Here is a 14,002-nt window from a genome sequence, read left to right as displayed (position 1 = left end):
GCAGCCTCACATGTGAGGCCACGCGTCCGCCATCGACAGGTTGAGAGCGAGAAACGCGGGCTCCTGACGTCAGTTCCCGGCCAGCACCTCTTTCACTACGGCGCTTGCCTTTGTCATATCGAGTTGGCCCGCGAAATTCGCCTTCAGCGCGGCCATGACCTTGCCCATGTCCTTGACCCCCGTCGCACCCAGCGAGGCGACAAGATCCTTCACGGCTGCCTTGAGTTCATCCTCGCTCATCTGCTTCGGCAGAAAGTCCGAAATGATCGCGATCTCGGCCTCTTCCTTCGCCACCAGATCCGGGCGGTCGCCTTTCCTGTAAAGCTCGACCGACTCGCGGCGAGACTTGATCAGACTTTGCAGCAGGTTCAGCACCTCGTCCTCGCCGATGTGCTCGTCGCCGCGACCGCGCGCCACGTCGATGTCCTTCTGCTTGATCGCAGCGTTCACCATGCGCAGTGTCGTCGTCTTCATCTCGTCCTTCGCCCGCATGGCGTCTTTTAAAGTCTCGGAGATTTTCTGGCGAATCATGGCCGCATCCTTTCCTTGAGGAGATGATTTAGCGCGTCGACGGGCGTTCGACAACGCACGCCAGCGGTGGAAAGCAGCCGCGCGCGGTTGGCTTCCCCGTGAGAATCGTTTCGAGTGATCGCCATGCGCAGACTACCACGATACACCGTCCTGGCTGCCACTGCTCTTGCGCTGTTCGCTTCGCCCTGCTCGGCGCAGATGGACAGCGGTATCGACCCGTGCGCGCGCATGGAAGTGCTCCCCGGCTCGAAACTTTTCGCCGAAAACTGCACGTACTGTCATGGCCCCGACGGCAAGGGCGGCGGCATCCTCGCAAAGGAATTGAAGCTCACGCCGCCGGATCTGACGACGCTCGCGGAACGCTCGAACGGCGCGTTTCCGAGGGATTACGTGTCAAAGCTCCTGAAGGGCGAAAGTAACAAGACGCATGGCGGCATGCCGAACTGGACGTCGATTTTCCAGGACGAATGCGGCCCGGCTTCCGCGAATCGCGCGGTTACGGAACTTGGCGTCTACCTGAAGGGCATTCAGGCGAAGTGACGGGCGCGATTCCGGCTGTCGTGCGTCAGGCGGGAAAGGCGGCGACCTTGGCCGCCTTTGCAGGCTCGCGATGCTCATCCATGCTTGCGGCTTGGGCCAGACGTTCGATGTCGGGAACCACGATGTCGCGCGTCGAGCGTAGCTCGATCAATCCTTGCTGCTTCAACTGGCTGACCTTGCGGCTCACCGTTTCGAGCGTCAGACCGAGATAATCGGCAAGCTCGGAGCGCGTCAGCGGTAGCTCGAACTCGGCGGCGTTTTCCCGGACGGGCTGGACCCCGGCATTTCGGGTGCGCCGCGCGATGATGAGAAGCAGGCTCGCCACGCGTTCGTAAGACGATTTACGCCCGAGCATGAGCGTCCACTCGCGCGTCACGTCCAGTTCCTGCACGGTGAACTCGAACAGCCAGCGCTGCATGTCCGGGTATTCGAGAAGCAGGCGGTTGAACGCCTGGCGCGGGAATGTGCAGATGTCGACATCGGTCGCGGCGGCGGCAGAAAACTTGTGCGTTTCCGCGAAGGTGTGGCCGAGAAATTCCGGCGCGTAGACGAGGCCGATAACGTGGCGCTCGCCTTCCGAGGTGGTCTTGATCAGCTTCGCCACGCCTGAATTCACCGCCGCGAAGGAGATGGCTTCGTCGCCGTCGCGAAAGATGTACTGGTTGGCCGGGATGACGCGCCGACGGGCAATCGAACTCAGCCGTTCGAGCTGCTCCATCGACAACGCCTGACAAATCCCGCGATGCCGGATGAAGCAGGATTCGCACCGGCTGGCGTTGAATTGGGTGCGTTCCGCCACAGGGTTGGACATGATCTTCAAGCGAGATGCCTTCCTTCACGTTACCGTTATCGTAGCGTGGGAAGCCGTGTCTGTCCAATGCGTGGCGATCACAACCAGCTAGGCGTGCTTGAAGCGCGGCGGCCGCTTCTCCGCGAAGGCCGCCATGCCCTCCTTCTGATCCTCCGTCGCGAACAGCGCGTGGAAGGCCCGGCGCTCGAACCTGACCCCTTCGGAGAGCGTCGTTTCGAAAGCGCGATTGACCGATTCCTTTGCCAGCATGACCGAAGGAAGCGAGAAGCTTGCGATCTTCTCGGCCGCTTTCATCGCCTCCGCGACGAGGTCCGCCGCGGGTACGACGCGGGAAACAAGCCCTGCCCGCTCCGCCTCGGCCGCGTCCATGTGCCGCCCGGTGAGGATGAGGTCCATCGCCTTCGCCTTGCCGACGGCGCGCGTCAGCCGCTGCGTGCCGCCCGCGCCGGGGATCACCCCCAGCATGATTTCCGGCTGGCCGAATTTCGCCGTGTCGGAAGCGATGATGAAGTCGCACATCATGGCGAGTTCGCAGCCGCCGCCGAGCGCGAAGCCCGATACGGCCGCGATCACCGGCTTGCGAACGCGCGTGATGCGCTCCCACGGCGCGATGAAATCTTGCAGGATCACGTCGCCGAAGGTCTTGTCCTTCATCTCCTTGATGTCCGCGCCCGCCGCGAATGCCTTCTCCGAGCCGGTGATTACGATAGCCCCGATGTCCGCATCGGCCTCGCAGCCGTCGAGCACCTGATTGAGTTCCGCGATGAGCTGCGCATTGAGCGCGTTCAGCGCCTTGGGCCGGTTCAGCGTGATGAGCCCGACCCTGCCCTTTTTCTCGAAGAGCACCGTTTCGAAAGACGCGGTTTCGGAAGTCATTCGGGTGTTTCCTTTCAGATCCTTGCCTGACAGCGCGGGCAGAAAAAAGTCGAGCGCCCTTGTTGGGCTTTTCTTACGATGAGCGCGCCGCAATCATTATGACACGGCTCGCCGCCGCGCCCGTACACATCGAACTTTTCCTGGAAATGGCCGCCGTCGCCGTTGGCGTGACGGTAATCGCGGATCGATGAGCCGCCCGCAAGCAACGCGTCTTCGAGCACGCCCTTGATCGCCGCGCAGAGCCTCGCGGCCGCCGCCGTGCCTCGCTTGCCGATGCCGAGCGCGCCCGCCGCCGCGTCCGGCGGCAGGCCCGCACGAAACAGCGCCTCGCAAACGTAAATGTTGCCGAGCCCCGCGATGATGCGCTGGTCGAGCAGGAACGCCTTCAACGCCTGCGTCTTCCCCGCCGCGCGCGCCGCGAGATAATCCGGCGTCAGCGCATCGGACAGCGGCTCGATCCCGAGCCCGCGAAACAGCGCATGCTCGGCCATATCGCCCGCGTCGAACAGCGTCATGTAACCGAAGCGGCGCGGGTCGTTGTAGCGGATCACCTCGCCGTTGCTCATCGCGAAAACCACGTGGTCGTGGCGCGTGTCGGCGGCATGCTCGTAGTAGAAGGAGCCCGGCGTGATCCCCGCGCCATCGGAATGCCGCTCGATGGTGAAGCGGCCGGTCATGCCGAGATGCATGGCGAGGCAAAGCCCGCTATCCGCTTCCGCCACGATGTACTTCGCCCGACGCGTGAGGCGCGCGACGTTTTGCCCGCGCAGCCGCTCGGCGAAACGCGGCTCGAAGGGAAAACGAAGGTCGGCGCGGTTGAGCGTTACAGCCGAAAACGCCGCGCCCTCCATGGCGGGGGCGAGGCCGCGCCGGACGATCTCGACTTCGGGCAATTCGGGCATGGCTGGCGATTCAGAGGCGAGGTCGTGAGAGGCTTGTTGTGCATCGCGTGCAAAGGTCCGTCGCGTCATATAAGCGCCGCCACAGGAAACGCAAAGCCCGCGCCGGGTCAACGTCGATTAGCGACATGCCACGTCTGCACAGGCGTTTTCGCTGCGCACACCGTCTGGTCGCCGCGCCTCTTCCGGGTAGTAAGCGCCGGAAGCCACCCCAAATTAAAGCGTCCGCTCTCGCGCCGCAGTGATATAAGAGGTCTGGCGGGAGCGATCGGGACAAGCGCGCCGTTATCCCTGCTCGGGAGGATCAAGGTCTATGTTCATCGAACTTCACGACACCAATGGCAACCTCACGCTGATCTGCGTGGAAGATATCCAGCGCGTTCGCAAGGGTGCTCACGGCGGTTCCGACATCTTCATGAACGAGCTGGAAGGCTGGGCGCAGGTGGGCGAGAGCGTCGCCGCGGTTCGCGACCTGATCATCAAGGCCGGCGACATCGTAACGGCCGCGGCCAAGGTGGACAGCGGCAAGCCGATCCGGCTTCAGCCGCTCGATAACCCGCGCGAAAAGGATTAAGGGTCGAGAGGGCGACGCGTCGCCCTCTCCTGCGGATACTCGGCGGAGAGAATGTTCGTGCCCGCTGGTGGCACCGTCAAATGTAATTGCCAATGCTCCTGACGCGCAGATTCTGCGCGGCGAGCGTGCAGCAATGGTCAGCCGCGACCGCCCCTGCGGCCTTTGGCAACGCGTCCCAGCCCCTCGTCGCCCGCCTTCAGCATCGCCACGAGCCTGCGCTTCTGCGCATCGCTCAACGTCTGATAAAGCGGCTCGGCGGCGTCCGCGAGCTTCTTAAGCGACCCGCCGCGCTCTTCAAGCTGTTCGGCGCGCTCCTTCATCGCCTGAATGGCGTTTTCGGGCTTCGGTCGGTCGCGCTTCGCGAGTCGCTGATCCATGCGCTTCTGCATGATGTCGCGCATGGCCTGCTCGACCGGCGGCCAGTTCTTTTCCTGATCGGACGTCAGCTTCAGCCCGGCCTTCAAGCCCGCTATACGCGCATCCGCGAAGGCTTTCATATCGTCCCGGCCGAAGCGGAATTTCTTCTTCTCGGTCTGGCGCGGCTGCTGCGGCTGCGCCTGCGTGGCTTGCGCGCCGTTGTCATCCATATCGGCCCGCTGCGCATAAACGGTCGACGGTCCGACAAGCGCGAGCGCCATCACGCCCGCGACGATAGACTTGTTCATGGGACTTCCTCCACTACCGAAATCGGATTTGATAAGGTAACGGTGGAGACGAGCGTCAAGTAAGATCCTGATCGGAGCAATAACAGGGCATTAAAGTGCCACCTTAGCCGAATGCTCTCTTATTGCGCCGTTTGCGAAGTAGAGTATCATTTGATGACAATTTTCCGAATTTACCATAGCTTGATATGCGTATTCCTTAAATAAATCCTTTACCTTAGCCTTCGTCTTGAACTGGGCGGCAGCGGAGCATTCGCTGACTGCATCCAACGCTTCATGATACGGGAAGTTCATGCCGAATAAACCTTCCAAAGACCACGCTCCGATCAAGAACACGTCGCGTCGCTTGCCTCTGTCGCTGGTCAGCCGCAATCTTGTCGGCGCATCCGCGGTTGCCTTCTGCGTGATCGCCGGTGCCGGGGCCTACCAATTGCAGGCGGCGCCGGATCTCGCGCCGCAAACCGAGGCGTCGGGCGCCCTGCCGAGCTTTACGGCACTTGCGGAGCGCGTTTCGCCGTCCGTCGTTTCGGTACGCGTGAAGGCCGACCCGCGCCTCATCGCTTCGCAGGAAGGCGGCGGGGAGGAGCGCTCCCCCGAAGGCAACAAGGACAATCCTTTCAGCGGCACGCCGCTCGAACGCTTCTTCGCGGGGCCGAAAGGGCTCATGCCCCCGGAGCCGAAGGGCAAGTACAAGAAGGGCGGAACGCCCGGCGCGCCCATTTTTGGACAGGGGTCCGGCTTTTTCATCTCGCCGGACGGCTACATCGTCACCAATAGCCACGTCGTGGAAGGCGCCATGAAGGTGGAGGTGCTGACGACGGAAGGCAGGGTTCTGCCCGCCAAAATCATCGGCACCGACGCGGGGACAGACCTCGCGCTGCTCAAGGTCGACGGGGGCAATTTCCCGGCAATCAAGTTCAGCAAGGGCGAAGTGAAGGTCGGCGAATGGGTGATCGCGCTCGGCAATCCGTTCGGCCTCGAAGGCACGGTCACGGCGGGCATCGTCTCGGCGCGCGGCCGGGACATCGGCACGGGCGCGTATGACAACTTCATCCAGATCGATGCATCCGTGAATCAGGGGAACTCCGGCGGTCCCTCCTTCAATCAGGCCGGCGAGGTGATCGGCGTGAATACGGCCATCTTCTCGCCATCGGGCGGCTCGGTCGGCATCGCGTTTGCCGTGCCCGCCAAGACGGTGGAAACCATTGTTGCGCAGTTGAAGAAAAAGGGTCGGGTGACACGCGGCTGGCTCGGCGTCGAGGTGCAGCCCGTGACGCCGGAACTGGCGGACAGCCTCGGCCTGCGCGATGCGCAGGGCGCGCTCGTGACCTCGCTCATGCAGGGAAGCCCGGCCGACAAGGGCGGCCTGTTGCGCGGCGACGTCGTGCTCAAGATCAACGAAGGCGACGTGAAGGATAGCCGCGACCTCGCGCGCCGGATCGCCTCCATACCGCCGCAGACCGCCGTCCGCCTCGCGATCTTCCGCAACGGACGCCGCGAAGCCCTTGCCGTGAAGCTGTCGGAACTCAAGGACGAGTCGAAACTGCCGGGCGGCCGAAGCGGACCCGAGTTGCAATCCGAAATCGGGGGCCTCGGCATCTCGGTCGCGCCCATGGTGAGCGGCCCCGGCGGCACGCCCGGCCTCGCTATCGTGGATATCCGCCCGGACGGGCAAGCCGCCGATATGGGCCTCGTTCAGGGCGACGTGATCCTCGCGGCGAACGGCTCGGATCTGTTCTCGCCCGACGCGCTGGAAGCGGCGCTCCGCAATGCCCGCGCCATCGGCAAGTATCACGCGCTGACGCTCGTGCAGCGCGGCGCCACACAGGTGTTTGTCGCGCTGCCGACCGGCAAGAGATGACAGGCAAAAATGGTTGAGGGGCGGATCGGGGGCGGTTTCGCCCCCGATCCGCATCGAGCAGCGACACATCAGCTGTTGGAGAAGCGGCTCCGGTCCCGTAGGATCACGGCTTGCGCCGCTTCGCGCGGCAACCTAAATCTGTGCCTTGAGGCAATTCCATAAGCGGGAACCGGTTTTCCGTCCGGAATTGCGACAAAGGAAAAAGATAGAGCGCTTCTATCGAATCCGTTGCAGACGGACGCGCTCTGACGAACGGACCCTCCTCGCCATGCCGAAGATCACCCCCACTGAAGCTCTCGTCTATGTCATGATCACCATGTCGGCCGCGGATCGGCAGATATCGGACCGGGAGCTGGATCGGATCGCGCAGATCGTGAAGCATCTGCCCGTTTTTCTCGGCTTCGACGAGAACACCCTCCCGAAAACAGCCGAACGCTGCGGCAACATGTTGAGCGAAGACGAGGGCCTGGAGCATCTTCTCGAACTCGTCTACGCGTCCCTGCCGAAGAAGCTGCACGAAACGGCCTACGCGCTGGCGGTGGAGGTTGCGGCGGCGGATCTGCGTGTGCCGGACGAGGAAATCCGCCTGCTCGAAATCATCCGCGACGCGCTGCACCTCGACAAGCTCGTGTGCGTGGCCATCGAGCGCGCCGCCCGCGCGCGGCATCAGACGCTGTGAGCCGGGGCCAAATCCACAACCTGCTTTGCAAAGCGCATGCACGCCGTCTATATAACGCGTACCGATTTCCCTGAAAGGCGCGCGTGCGGATGGCTCTCTCGCACCTATCATTCAAGAAGATGAACGGCCTCGGCAACGACTTCGCCGTGCTCGACGCGCGCGCGAGCGGCTTCCGGCTGACGGCCGAAGAGGCGAACGCCATCGCCAGCCGCGAGACGGGCATCGGCTGCGATCAGGTAATCGTGCTGGAGCCGTCGAGCCGCGCGGATGTGTTCATGCGCATCCTGAACGCGGACGGTTCCGAGGTCGGCGCGTGCGGCAATGCAAGCCGCTGCGTCGGCGCGCTTATGGCTGCGGAACTCGGCCGCGAGCGCGTCACCCTTGAGACGGCGGCGGGCGTGCTCGACGCGCGCATCGCGGGCGACGGCCTCGTGACGGTGGACATGGGCGCGCCCCATTTCGGCTGGCGCGACATTCCGCTCGCGAAGAAGGAGCCGGACACGCGGGCCATTTCGCTTGCGATCACGCTTCCCGATGGCCGCGTGCTGGAAGGGCCGAGCGTCGCCAATATCGGCAACCCGCATTGCATCTTCTGGGTCGCCGATGTGGACGCCTATGATCTCGCGGCATTCGGGCGCGCGCTCGAATACGATCCCATGTTTCCCGAGCGCGCGAACATCTCGCTTGCCGAGGTGCTGGACGACAAGACGGTAAAACTTCGCGTCTGGGAGCGCGGGGCGGGCATCACGCAAGCCTGCGGCACCGCCGCCTGCGCCACCGCCGTTTCCGCCGCGCGCACGGGCCGCACCGGCCGCACCGTGGAAATCCGCCTGCCCGGCGGCATCATCGGCATCGAGTGGCGCGCAGACGACGACCACATCCTCATGACCGGGCCTGTCGCGCACGAGTTCGAAGGCACTCTGACGCTGTCCAACGGCGCTGTAACGGTGGCGCGCGAATCATGACCGTCGACGTCATCACCTTCGGCTGCCGCCTCAACACTTACGAAAGCGAAGTGGCGAAGAAGCACGCGCAGGACGCCGGCGTGACCGACGCCGTGATCGTCAACACCTGCGCGGTGACGGGCGAGGCCGTGCGGCAGGCGCGGCAGGCGATCCGTAAGCTTCGACGGGAGCGACCGGGCGCGAAGATCATCGTCACGGGCTGCGCCGCGCAGATCGAGCCGGAAACCTTCGCCGACATGAACGAAGCCGATCACGTCATCGGCAACGGCGAGAAGACGAGCGCCGCGACGTTCCTGAGCCTCGCGTCGGGCGACCTTGCCCGCGTGCGCGTGAACGACATTGCGAGCGTCCGCGAAACCGCGCCGCACATGATCTCCGGTTTCGGCAGCCGCGCGCGCGCCTATGTCGAGGTACAGAATGGCTGCGATCACCGCTGCACCTTCTGCGTGATCCCTTACGGGCGCGGACCGTCGCGCTCGGTGCCTGCGGGCGAAGTCGTCCGCCAGATCCGCGCGCTCGTCGAGGACGGCTACCGCGAGGTAGTGCTGACGGGCGTCGACCTTACCTCCTACGGTGCGGATCTGCCGGGGGAAATGAAGCTCGGCCACCTCGTGCGCACCGTGCTTCGCCTCGTGCCGGAGCTGCCGCGCCTTCGCATCTCCTCCATCGACACCATCGAAGCGGACGACACGCTCATCGACGCCTTTGCCGAGGAAGAGCGGCTGATGCCCCACCTTCACCTCTCGCTGCAATCGGGCGACAACCTCATCCTGAAGCGCATGAAGCGGCGCCACGCCCGCGAGGACGTCATCCGCTTCTGCCGCGAGATGCGCGAGATCCGCCCCGATATGGTCTTCGGCGCGGATTTGATCGCGGGCTTTCCGACCGAGGACGAAACGATGTTCGCGAACACGGTCCGGCTCGCGGACGAATGCGGCCTGTCCTTCATGCACGTGTTCCCCTATTCGCCGCGCCCGAAGACGCCCGCCGCGCGCATGCCGCAACTCGACCGCTCGCTTGTGAAGGAACGCGCTGCCCGGCTTCGCAGGAAGGCCGATACGCGGCTCGGCGCGCACCTCGCCGATGAAACGGGCAAGGTTTTCGAGGTGCTGATGGAGCGCGAGCGCGTCGGTCGCACGCCCGGCTTCACGGAAATCGAAATTGCAGGCGGCGGCGCGGAACGCGGCGGCATCGTGCGCGCTCGCGCCACCGGCCACCAGAAGCGCCACCTCATCGGGGAGTGCCTGGCATGAGCGAAGACAAGCGCGGCGGCCTGTTCGGATCGGTTCGTATGTTCGGCGTCGGCAAGAAGGAACAGCCGAAGCCGGAGGCTCCGAAGCCCGAGGCTGAGGAAAGCCCAACAGCGGCGGGTTCTGACTCCGTTGCTCTGGCTGAAGCGCCAGCAGCCACCGAAAGCTGGAAAGACTTCGAAATCGTGGACGAGCCACGCACCGAAGCTGTCGGCGAGGATTTCAAGGCTCCTTCCGAGCAGTCGGCCGCATCGGCTCAGACAATGCCGGCCGCCGCCCCCGAACCGGAAGAAAAGCCGCGCGTGGGCTGGTTCCAGCGGCTGAAGCAGGGCCTGACGAAGACCTCGTCGAAGCTCACCGAAGGCATCACCGGCGTCTTCACGAAGCGCAAGCTCGACGACGACACGCTCGAAGAACTCGAAGACCTGCTGATACAGGCCGACCTCGGTCTCGACGTATCGGCCCGCGTTGTGGCCGCGCTCAAGAAGGCGCGGTACAACAGCGACATTTCGCCGGAAGAAGTGCGCGCGATCCTCGCCGCCGAGGTCGAAAAGGTGCTCGGCCCTGTCGCGCAGCCGCTCGAAATCGACATGTCGAAGAAGCCCTACGTGATACTCATGGTCGGCGTGAACGGCACCGGCAAGACGACGACCATCGGCAAATACGCGAAGCAGTACACCGAGCAGGGGCTGAAGGTCATGCTCGCGGCGGGCGACACGTTTCGCGCGGCGGCCATCGAACAGCTGAAGGTCTGGGGCGAACGCACGGGCGCGCCCGTGGTGTCCGGCGCGCAAGGCGCGGACGCGGCGGGCCTCGCCTTCGACGCGCTCACCCGCGCGAAGAAAGACGGCGCCGACCTTCTCATCATCGACACGGCGGGCCGCCTCCAGAACAAGACCGGTCTCATGGCCGAGCTGGAAAAAATCATTCGCGTCATCCGCAAGGTGGACCCGGAAGCCCCGCATTCGGTTCTGCTTACGCTCGACGCGACGACGGGTCAGAACGCACTTTCGCAGGTTGAGATTTTCGGCAAGACCGCCGGCGTCACGGGCCTTATCATGACGAAGCTCGATGGCACGGCGCGCGGCGGCATCCTCGTCGCCATTGCCGCCAGGCACGGGCTGCCGGTGCATGCCATCGGCGTCGGCGAGGGCGCAAGCGATTTGCAAGCTTTCTCTGCGCAGGATTTTGCACGCGCCATCGCGGGCGTGAGTTGAGGTCGGAGGGTTCGGTAGTGGCAGGTTTCGAAGCGATGAAGTCCGAGGCGATCAAGGCGAAGACCGAGGCGACGAATCCGGTCGACAAGAATTCGATCCTGAAACTTTTGCTGGATGTCGGGCCTCTTGCGATTTTCTTCATCATGAACGGCCGGGCGGGCATTTTCTACGCAACGGGCGCTTTCATGGTCGCGACCCTCGTTTCGCTCGTCGCAAGCCGCGTGCTGTTCAAGCGCATACCAGTCATCGCGCTGGTCACTGGCGTGTTCGTCATGGTCTTCGGTGCTCTTACCATCTGGTTGCACGACGAAACCTTCATCAAGATCAAGCCGACCATCGTGAACTGCCTTTTTGTGGTCATCCTCGCCACCGGGCTTTACTTCCGCCGCCCGCTCCTGAAGCTCGCGCTCGGTGAAGTCTTCAAGATGGAGGACGAGGGGTGGCGCATTCTCACTCTCCGGTGGATCGGGTTTTTCGCCCTTCTCGCAATCCTGAACGAGATCATGTGGCGCAATTTTTCGACCGACACATGGGTCGCCTTCAAGTCGTTCGGCATCATGCCGCTGACCTTCGTCTTCATGCTGTCCCAGATCGCGCTGATCATGCGCTATCAGATTCCGGACGCGGAGCCGGAGGCATCCGAGGCCAAAAGTTAGGCACGACGGATAATTCTTTCCGTGCGCTGTATGGAACCTCCGGTTGCCGTATCCATTTCTCGTGATAGGCTCAGAGCTTAACCCGAGTGCCGGATGACAATGCTGGATACCAAAACAGGAGCGGGGCAAACGGGCAGACGTCGGAAGAAGACGACCGCGAGCCGCGCCCCCGCCATAGACGCTTCGATCATTCATCTGCTCCACCGCGCCAGCCAAAGGGCTTCCGAAATATTCGCGCAGGAAACGCGGGATTTCGACCTGACTGCGCGGCAATACGCCGTGGTTACGACGGTGGCGCGGCATGAAGGCCTTAGCCAGACCGATCTCGTGCGCCTGACCGGCATCGACCGCTCGACGCTTGCCGATGTGGTGCAGCGCCTTTTGAAGCGCGGGATCATCGAGCGCGAACGCACGATGCGCGACGGGCGGACTTATGCCGTAAGCCTGTCGGCGGAGGGGCGCGAACTTCTCGACGCGATCAAGCCCATCGCGCGCCGCGCCGACCGTCTCGTGATGGGCTGTCTCGGCGATGAAGACGGCAAGCTCGTGGCGCAGATCCTTTCCCGGCTGCTGCGTAAAGGCGACGAAGACGCGGATGACGTTTTGATGAAGACCGCGCGCTAGGTTGCACATGAACGATCTCGCCAACCGAAGAGGCTGGATGTAGAGTGTTGGGATGGGCGCGAATCTTATCAGTTTCAGACCTGCCTCGCCGAGAGACGCCAACGCCTTGGGAGCGATCCACGATGCCGCGTGGCGCTCGACCTATCAGGGCATCATCCCGCACCTTCACCTTGAACGCATGATCGCGAGGCGCGGCCCGCGCTGGTGGCAGCAGCAGATCGAACGCGGCGCGAACGTGACGCTTCTCATGTTCGACGATGTGCCGCAGGGCTACGCGACATGGGGTGCGGCGCGTGGCACATGGCCTTGGGAAGCGGGCGAAATCTTCGAGCTTTACGTGAACCCCGCCTTTCAGGGCGTCGGCCTGGGCACGCGTCTTTTCGCCACTGCGAAGGATGCGCTCAAGCGACAAGGGCTGAAACGGCTCGTCGTTTGGGCGCTCAAGGATAATGAGTCGGCCTGCGCGTTCTATGGCGGGCTGGGCGGCTCCATCGTAGCGGCCACGCCCGAGCGCTACGGCGACGTTTCATTGACACGCGTCGCCTTCGCGTGGGGCGTGAACGTGAAATCGTCCAGGGCGTGAGGCAATAACTCGCTCGACATCGGATGCCTGCCTCGGCGCGGGCTGAAGCTACGCGTCGTCGTCAATGACAAATGTGCAGACGACCTCGTTGCCGCATCCGACATAGTCCAGCGAACTGAACGACATCCTTCGCGCGGTAGCGATCCCCCGTCCGTGGGGATGGGTAGCCCGTTCGGGGCTGATGTCGAGAAAAGGTCGCCAGTCGAACCCGTCCCCCTGATCGCGAATGCGTGCCCGAAGCATCTTGCCGTCCGTTTCAAAGTTCAGCCACGCCCATTTCTCGCTGTGCTCCGGCAAGTCGAGCCGCCGCTCGATTTCCTCCCGCAACCGCCCGTCGAGTATCAGGCGCGTCTTCTCCTCATACGTGATGCCCAGATTGCCGTGCTCGATCGCATTGGAGAGCATTTCATGCAGACCGTAGATGGCCGCTTCCGGCTCGGGGAAACAATTGGCGATGAGAAAGGCGAGGCTGCGCGCCTCCTGCGGAGTGCGGAAGCGGAAGCGGGCCTGTTCGAGGAGCCCCATGAGGCTGCGATGCTGCGCCAATTCCTCCCGGAGCCGCTGCTTCTGTGCGGCGTCCTTGAGCGCCGCGCCGACGATGGCGAGGAGCGTCTGATATTCATACGGCTTCGTGAGATAGTAATAGACGCCCGCGTTGATGCCCTGAAGGATCTGGTCGCGGGCGGTCGCCGCCGTCTGCATGATGACGGGGATATCCGCAAGGCGCGCATCCGCCTTCACCGCTTTCAGCACCTCGATACCGCTCATGCGCGGCATCATGCGGTCGAGAAGTATGGCTTCGATGCCTGACGTGTCGCGCAGACGCTGAAGCGCTGTGTCGCCGTCGTCGGCCTCGACAACATCGTAGCCGCCGTCGGACAGAAGCTCCCGCAGGATTTCGCGGTTCAAGGCATCGTCGTCGGCATAAAGGATCTTGCGCATGTGGAACCCGCGAAAACACCGGCACGGCGTAGGGCTACTAATTGCCTCCTGACCAAGGAACTAGAAAAACCTGAAAACGCGATGCAGGGTTCCGAATGTGCAATATTGACCGGCTTCAGGGGATTTTCTGCTTGTCCGGTTCAGACTGATATATCCGCTCGGGTCCGGCTCTCGGGATTTCGAAATGGATCGAAGCCCCCGGTTGTCGACGGGGCTGCCCGGATCCGGCCGCCATGCAGCCGAACGATTTCCCGGCAGATCGTCAAACCGAGCCCGGATCCGCCCGCTCCGATGTTCGTCTTGCCGCTCTGGGCAAATTTATCGAACACGCG

The 14,002-nt window shown here is 63.4% G+C and carries 17 protein-coding genes; 10 read left to right on the top strand and 7 right to left on the bottom strand.

Annotation, left to right across the window (positions count from 1 at the left end; translation table 11 throughout):
* Nucleotides 1-69: 69 nt before the first annotated feature.
* The gene (locus tag KKP04_RS05070) at nucleotides 70-531 is read right to left on the bottom strand and encodes a GatB/YqeY domain-containing protein (RefSeq protein ID WP_215027641.1); all 462 of its coding nucleotides are present in this window, start codon (nucleotides 529-531) and stop codon (nucleotides 70-72) included.
* 123 nt (nucleotides 532-654) lie between these two features.
* Here KKP04_RS05070 and KKP04_RS05065 point away from each other — a divergent pair, with 123 nt between their 5' ends.
* Complete coding sequence (locus tag KKP04_RS05065) at nucleotides 655-1,071, top strand: cytochrome c (protein ID WP_215027639.1); 417 nt, start codon at nucleotides 655-657, stop codon at nucleotides 1,069-1,071.
* 25 nt (nucleotides 1,072-1,096) lie between these two features.
* Here KKP04_RS05065 and KKP04_RS05060 read toward each other — a convergent pair whose 3' ends face one another.
* The 3 genes from KKP04_RS05060 to mutM all read right to left on the bottom strand — a co-directional run bounded on the left by KKP04_RS05060 (nucleotide 1,097) and on the right by mutM (nucleotide 3,660).
* Nucleotides 1,097-1,789 (bottom strand): Crp/Fnr family transcriptional regulator, encoded by a 693-nt coding sequence (locus KKP04_RS05060; RefSeq protein WP_215027637.1) that lies wholly within the window; start codon nucleotides 1,787-1,789, stop codon nucleotides 1,097-1,099.
* Between the two features lie 180 nt (nucleotides 1,790-1,969).
* Nucleotides 1,970-2,758 (bottom strand): enoyl-CoA hydratase, encoded by a 789-nt coding sequence (locus KKP04_RS05055; protein ID WP_215027635.1) that lies wholly within the window; start codon nucleotides 2,756-2,758, stop codon nucleotides 1,970-1,972.
* Nucleotides 2,759-2,772: 14 nt separating this feature from the next.
* Nucleotides 2,773-3,660: a bifunctional DNA-formamidopyrimidine glycosylase/DNA-(apurinic or apyrimidinic site) lyase gene (gene mutM / locus KKP04_RS05050; RefSeq protein WP_215027633.1), complete on the bottom strand. Its 888-nt coding sequence runs from the start codon at nucleotides 3,658-3,660 to the stop codon at nucleotides 2,773-2,775.
* Nucleotides 3,661-3,970: 310 nt separating this feature from the next.
* Here mutM and KKP04_RS05045 point away from each other — a divergent pair, with 310 nt between their 5' ends.
* Entirely contained in the window at nucleotides 3,971-4,231 is a 261-nt protein-coding gene (locus KKP04_RS05045) for a hypothetical protein (protein ID WP_215027631.1), read from the top strand.
* A 137-nt stretch (nucleotides 4,232-4,368) separates the two neighbouring features.
* Here the strand turns inward: KKP04_RS05045 and KKP04_RS05040 are convergent, their stop codons facing one another.
* The gene (locus KKP04_RS05040; protein WP_215027629.1) at nucleotides 4,369-4,896 is read right to left on the bottom strand and encodes a Spy/CpxP family protein refolding chaperone; all 528 of its coding nucleotides are present in this window, start codon (nucleotides 4,894-4,896) and stop codon (nucleotides 4,369-4,371) included.
* A 289-nt stretch (nucleotides 4,897-5,185) separates the two neighbouring features.
* On the opposite strand from KKP04_RS05040, the gene KKP04_RS05035 reads away from it, so the two are divergent.
* The 8 genes from KKP04_RS05035 (at nucleotide 5,186) to KKP04_RS05000 (ending at nucleotide 12,728) form a co-directional block, all read left to right on the top strand.
* On the top strand, nucleotides 5,186-6,754 hold the full coding sequence (locus KKP04_RS05035) for a trypsin-like peptidase domain-containing protein (protein ID WP_215027627.1): 1,569 nt from the start codon (nucleotides 5,186-5,188) through the stop codon (nucleotides 6,752-6,754).
* 268 nt (nucleotides 6,755-7,022) lie between these two features.
* Nucleotides 7,023-7,433, top strand: coding sequence for a tellurite resistance TerB family protein (locus KKP04_RS05030; protein WP_215027625.1), 411 nt, complete (start codon nucleotides 7,023-7,025; stop codon nucleotides 7,431-7,433).
* Nucleotides 7,434-7,522: 89 nt separating this feature from the next.
* Complete coding sequence (gene dapF / locus KKP04_RS05025; protein ID WP_215027623.1) at nucleotides 7,523-8,398, top strand: diaminopimelate epimerase; 876 nt, start codon at nucleotides 7,523-7,525, stop codon at nucleotides 8,396-8,398.
* Nucleotides 8,395-9,651, top strand: a complete 1,257-nt coding sequence (gene mtaB / locus KKP04_RS05020; RefSeq protein ID WP_215027621.1) for a tRNA (N(6)-L-threonylcarbamoyladenosine(37)-C(2))-methylthiotransferase MtaB — start codon at nucleotides 8,395-8,397, stop codon at nucleotides 9,649-9,651. Before dapF ends, mtaB begins: the two co-directional genes overlap by 4 nt.
* Entirely contained in the window at nucleotides 9,648-10,865 is a 1,218-nt protein-coding gene (gene ftsY, locus KKP04_RS05015) for a signal recognition particle-docking protein FtsY (protein WP_251133917.1), read from the top strand. Before mtaB ends, ftsY begins: the two co-directional genes overlap by 4 nt.
* Nucleotides 10,866-10,900: 35 nt before the next feature.
* Nucleotides 10,901-11,521: a septation protein A gene (locus KKP04_RS05010; RefSeq protein WP_215027888.1), complete on the top strand. Its 621-nt coding sequence runs from the start codon at nucleotides 10,901-10,903 to the stop codon at nucleotides 11,519-11,521.
* Between the two features lie 99 nt (nucleotides 11,522-11,620).
* Nucleotides 11,621-12,145 carry a MarR family winged helix-turn-helix transcriptional regulator gene (locus KKP04_RS05005; protein WP_215027619.1) on the top strand — a complete coding sequence of 175 codons (525 nt, stop codon included), beginning with the start codon at nucleotides 11,621-11,623 and terminating at the stop codon, nucleotides 12,143-12,145.
* Between the two features lie 52 nt (nucleotides 12,146-12,197).
* Entirely contained in the window at nucleotides 12,198-12,728 is a 531-nt protein-coding gene (locus KKP04_RS05000) for a GNAT family N-acetyltransferase (protein WP_215027617.1), read from the top strand.
* Between the two features lie 48 nt (nucleotides 12,729-12,776).
* Here the strand turns inward: KKP04_RS05000 and KKP04_RS04995 are convergent, their stop codons facing one another.
* Together KKP04_RS04995 and KKP04_RS15885 are read right to left on the bottom strand one after the other, a co-directional pair.
* Nucleotides 12,777-13,670 carry a response regulator gene (locus KKP04_RS04995; protein WP_215027615.1) on the bottom strand — a complete coding sequence of 298 codons (894 nt, stop codon included), beginning with the start codon at nucleotides 13,668-13,670 and terminating at the stop codon, nucleotides 12,777-12,779.
* 140 nt (nucleotides 13,671-13,810) lie between these two features.
* The gene (locus KKP04_RS15885; protein WP_371818712.1) at nucleotides 13,811-13,999 is read right to left on the bottom strand and encodes an ATP-binding protein; all 189 of its coding nucleotides are present in this window, start codon (nucleotides 13,997-13,999) and stop codon (nucleotides 13,811-13,813) included.
* Nucleotides 14,000-14,002: the final 3 nt, after the last annotated feature.

It is taken from the genome of Rhodomicrobium sp. Az07 (assembly GCF_018619475.1).
Taxonomy (GTDB): Bacteria; Pseudomonadota; Alphaproteobacteria; order Rhizobiales; family Rhodomicrobiaceae; genus Rhodomicrobium.
Note: the sequence above shows the minus strand (reverse complement) of the source record. Positions and strands in the feature narration are given on the sequence as shown.

Bases quoted from the DNA above. Each gene is read 5' to 3' on its own strand.
- KKP04_RS05035 (WP_215027627.1), top strand. From the start codon at position 5,186: ATGCCGAATAAACCTTCCAAAGACCACGCTCCGATCAAGAACACGTCG.
- KKP04_RS05030 (WP_215027625.1), top strand. From the start codon at position 7,023: ATGCCGAAGATCACCCCCACTGAAGCTCTCGTCTATGTCATGATCACC.
- KKP04_RS05040 (WP_215027629.1), bottom strand. From the start codon at position 4,896: ATGAACAAGTCTATCGTCGCGGGCGTGATGGCGCTCGCGCTTGTCGGA.
- KKP04_RS05000 (WP_215027617.1), top strand. From the start codon at position 12,198: ATGGGCGCGAATCTTATCAGTTTCAGACCTGCCTCGCCGAGAGACGCC.
- KKP04_RS05070 (WP_215027641.1), bottom strand. From the start codon at position 531: ATGATTCGCCAGAAAATCTCCGAGACTTTAAAAGACGCCATGCGGGCG.
- KKP04_RS05045 (WP_215027631.1), top strand. From the start codon at position 3,971: ATGTTCATCGAACTTCACGACACCAATGGCAACCTCACGCTGATCTGC.
- KKP04_RS05010 (WP_215027888.1), top strand. From the start codon at position 10,901: ATGAAGTCCGAGGCGATCAAGGCGAAGACCGAGGCGACGAATCCGGTC.
- KKP04_RS05060 (WP_215027637.1), bottom strand. From the start codon at position 1,789: ATGGAGCAGCTCGAACGGCTGAGTTCGATTGCCCGTCGGCGCGTCATC.
- ftsY (WP_251133917.1), top strand. From the start codon at position 9,648: ATGAGCGAAGACAAGCGCGGCGGCCTGTTCGGATCGGTTCGTATGTTC.
- KKP04_RS05055 (WP_215027635.1), bottom strand. From the start codon at position 2,758: ATGACTTCCGAAACCGCGTCTTTCGAAACGGTGCTCTTCGAGAAAAAG.
- mutM (WP_215027633.1), bottom strand. From the start codon at position 3,660: ATGCCCGAATTGCCCGAAGTCGAGATCGTCCGGCGCGGCCTCGCCCCC.
- dapF (WP_215027623.1), top strand. From the start codon at position 7,523: ATGGCTCTCTCGCACCTATCATTCAAGAAGATGAACGGCCTCGGCAAC.
- mtaB (WP_215027621.1), top strand. From the start codon at position 8,395: ATGACCGTCGACGTCATCACCTTCGGCTGCCGCCTCAACACTTACGAA.
- KKP04_RS05065 (WP_215027639.1), top strand. From the start codon at position 655: ATGCGCAGACTACCACGATACACCGTCCTGGCTGCCACTGCTCTTGCG.
- KKP04_RS04995 (WP_215027615.1), bottom strand. From the start codon at position 13,670: ATGCGCAAGATCCTTTATGCCGACGACGATGCCTTGAACCGCGAAATC.
- KKP04_RS05005 (WP_215027619.1), top strand. From the start codon at position 11,621: ATGCTGGATACCAAAACAGGAGCGGGGCAAACGGGCAGACGTCGGAAG.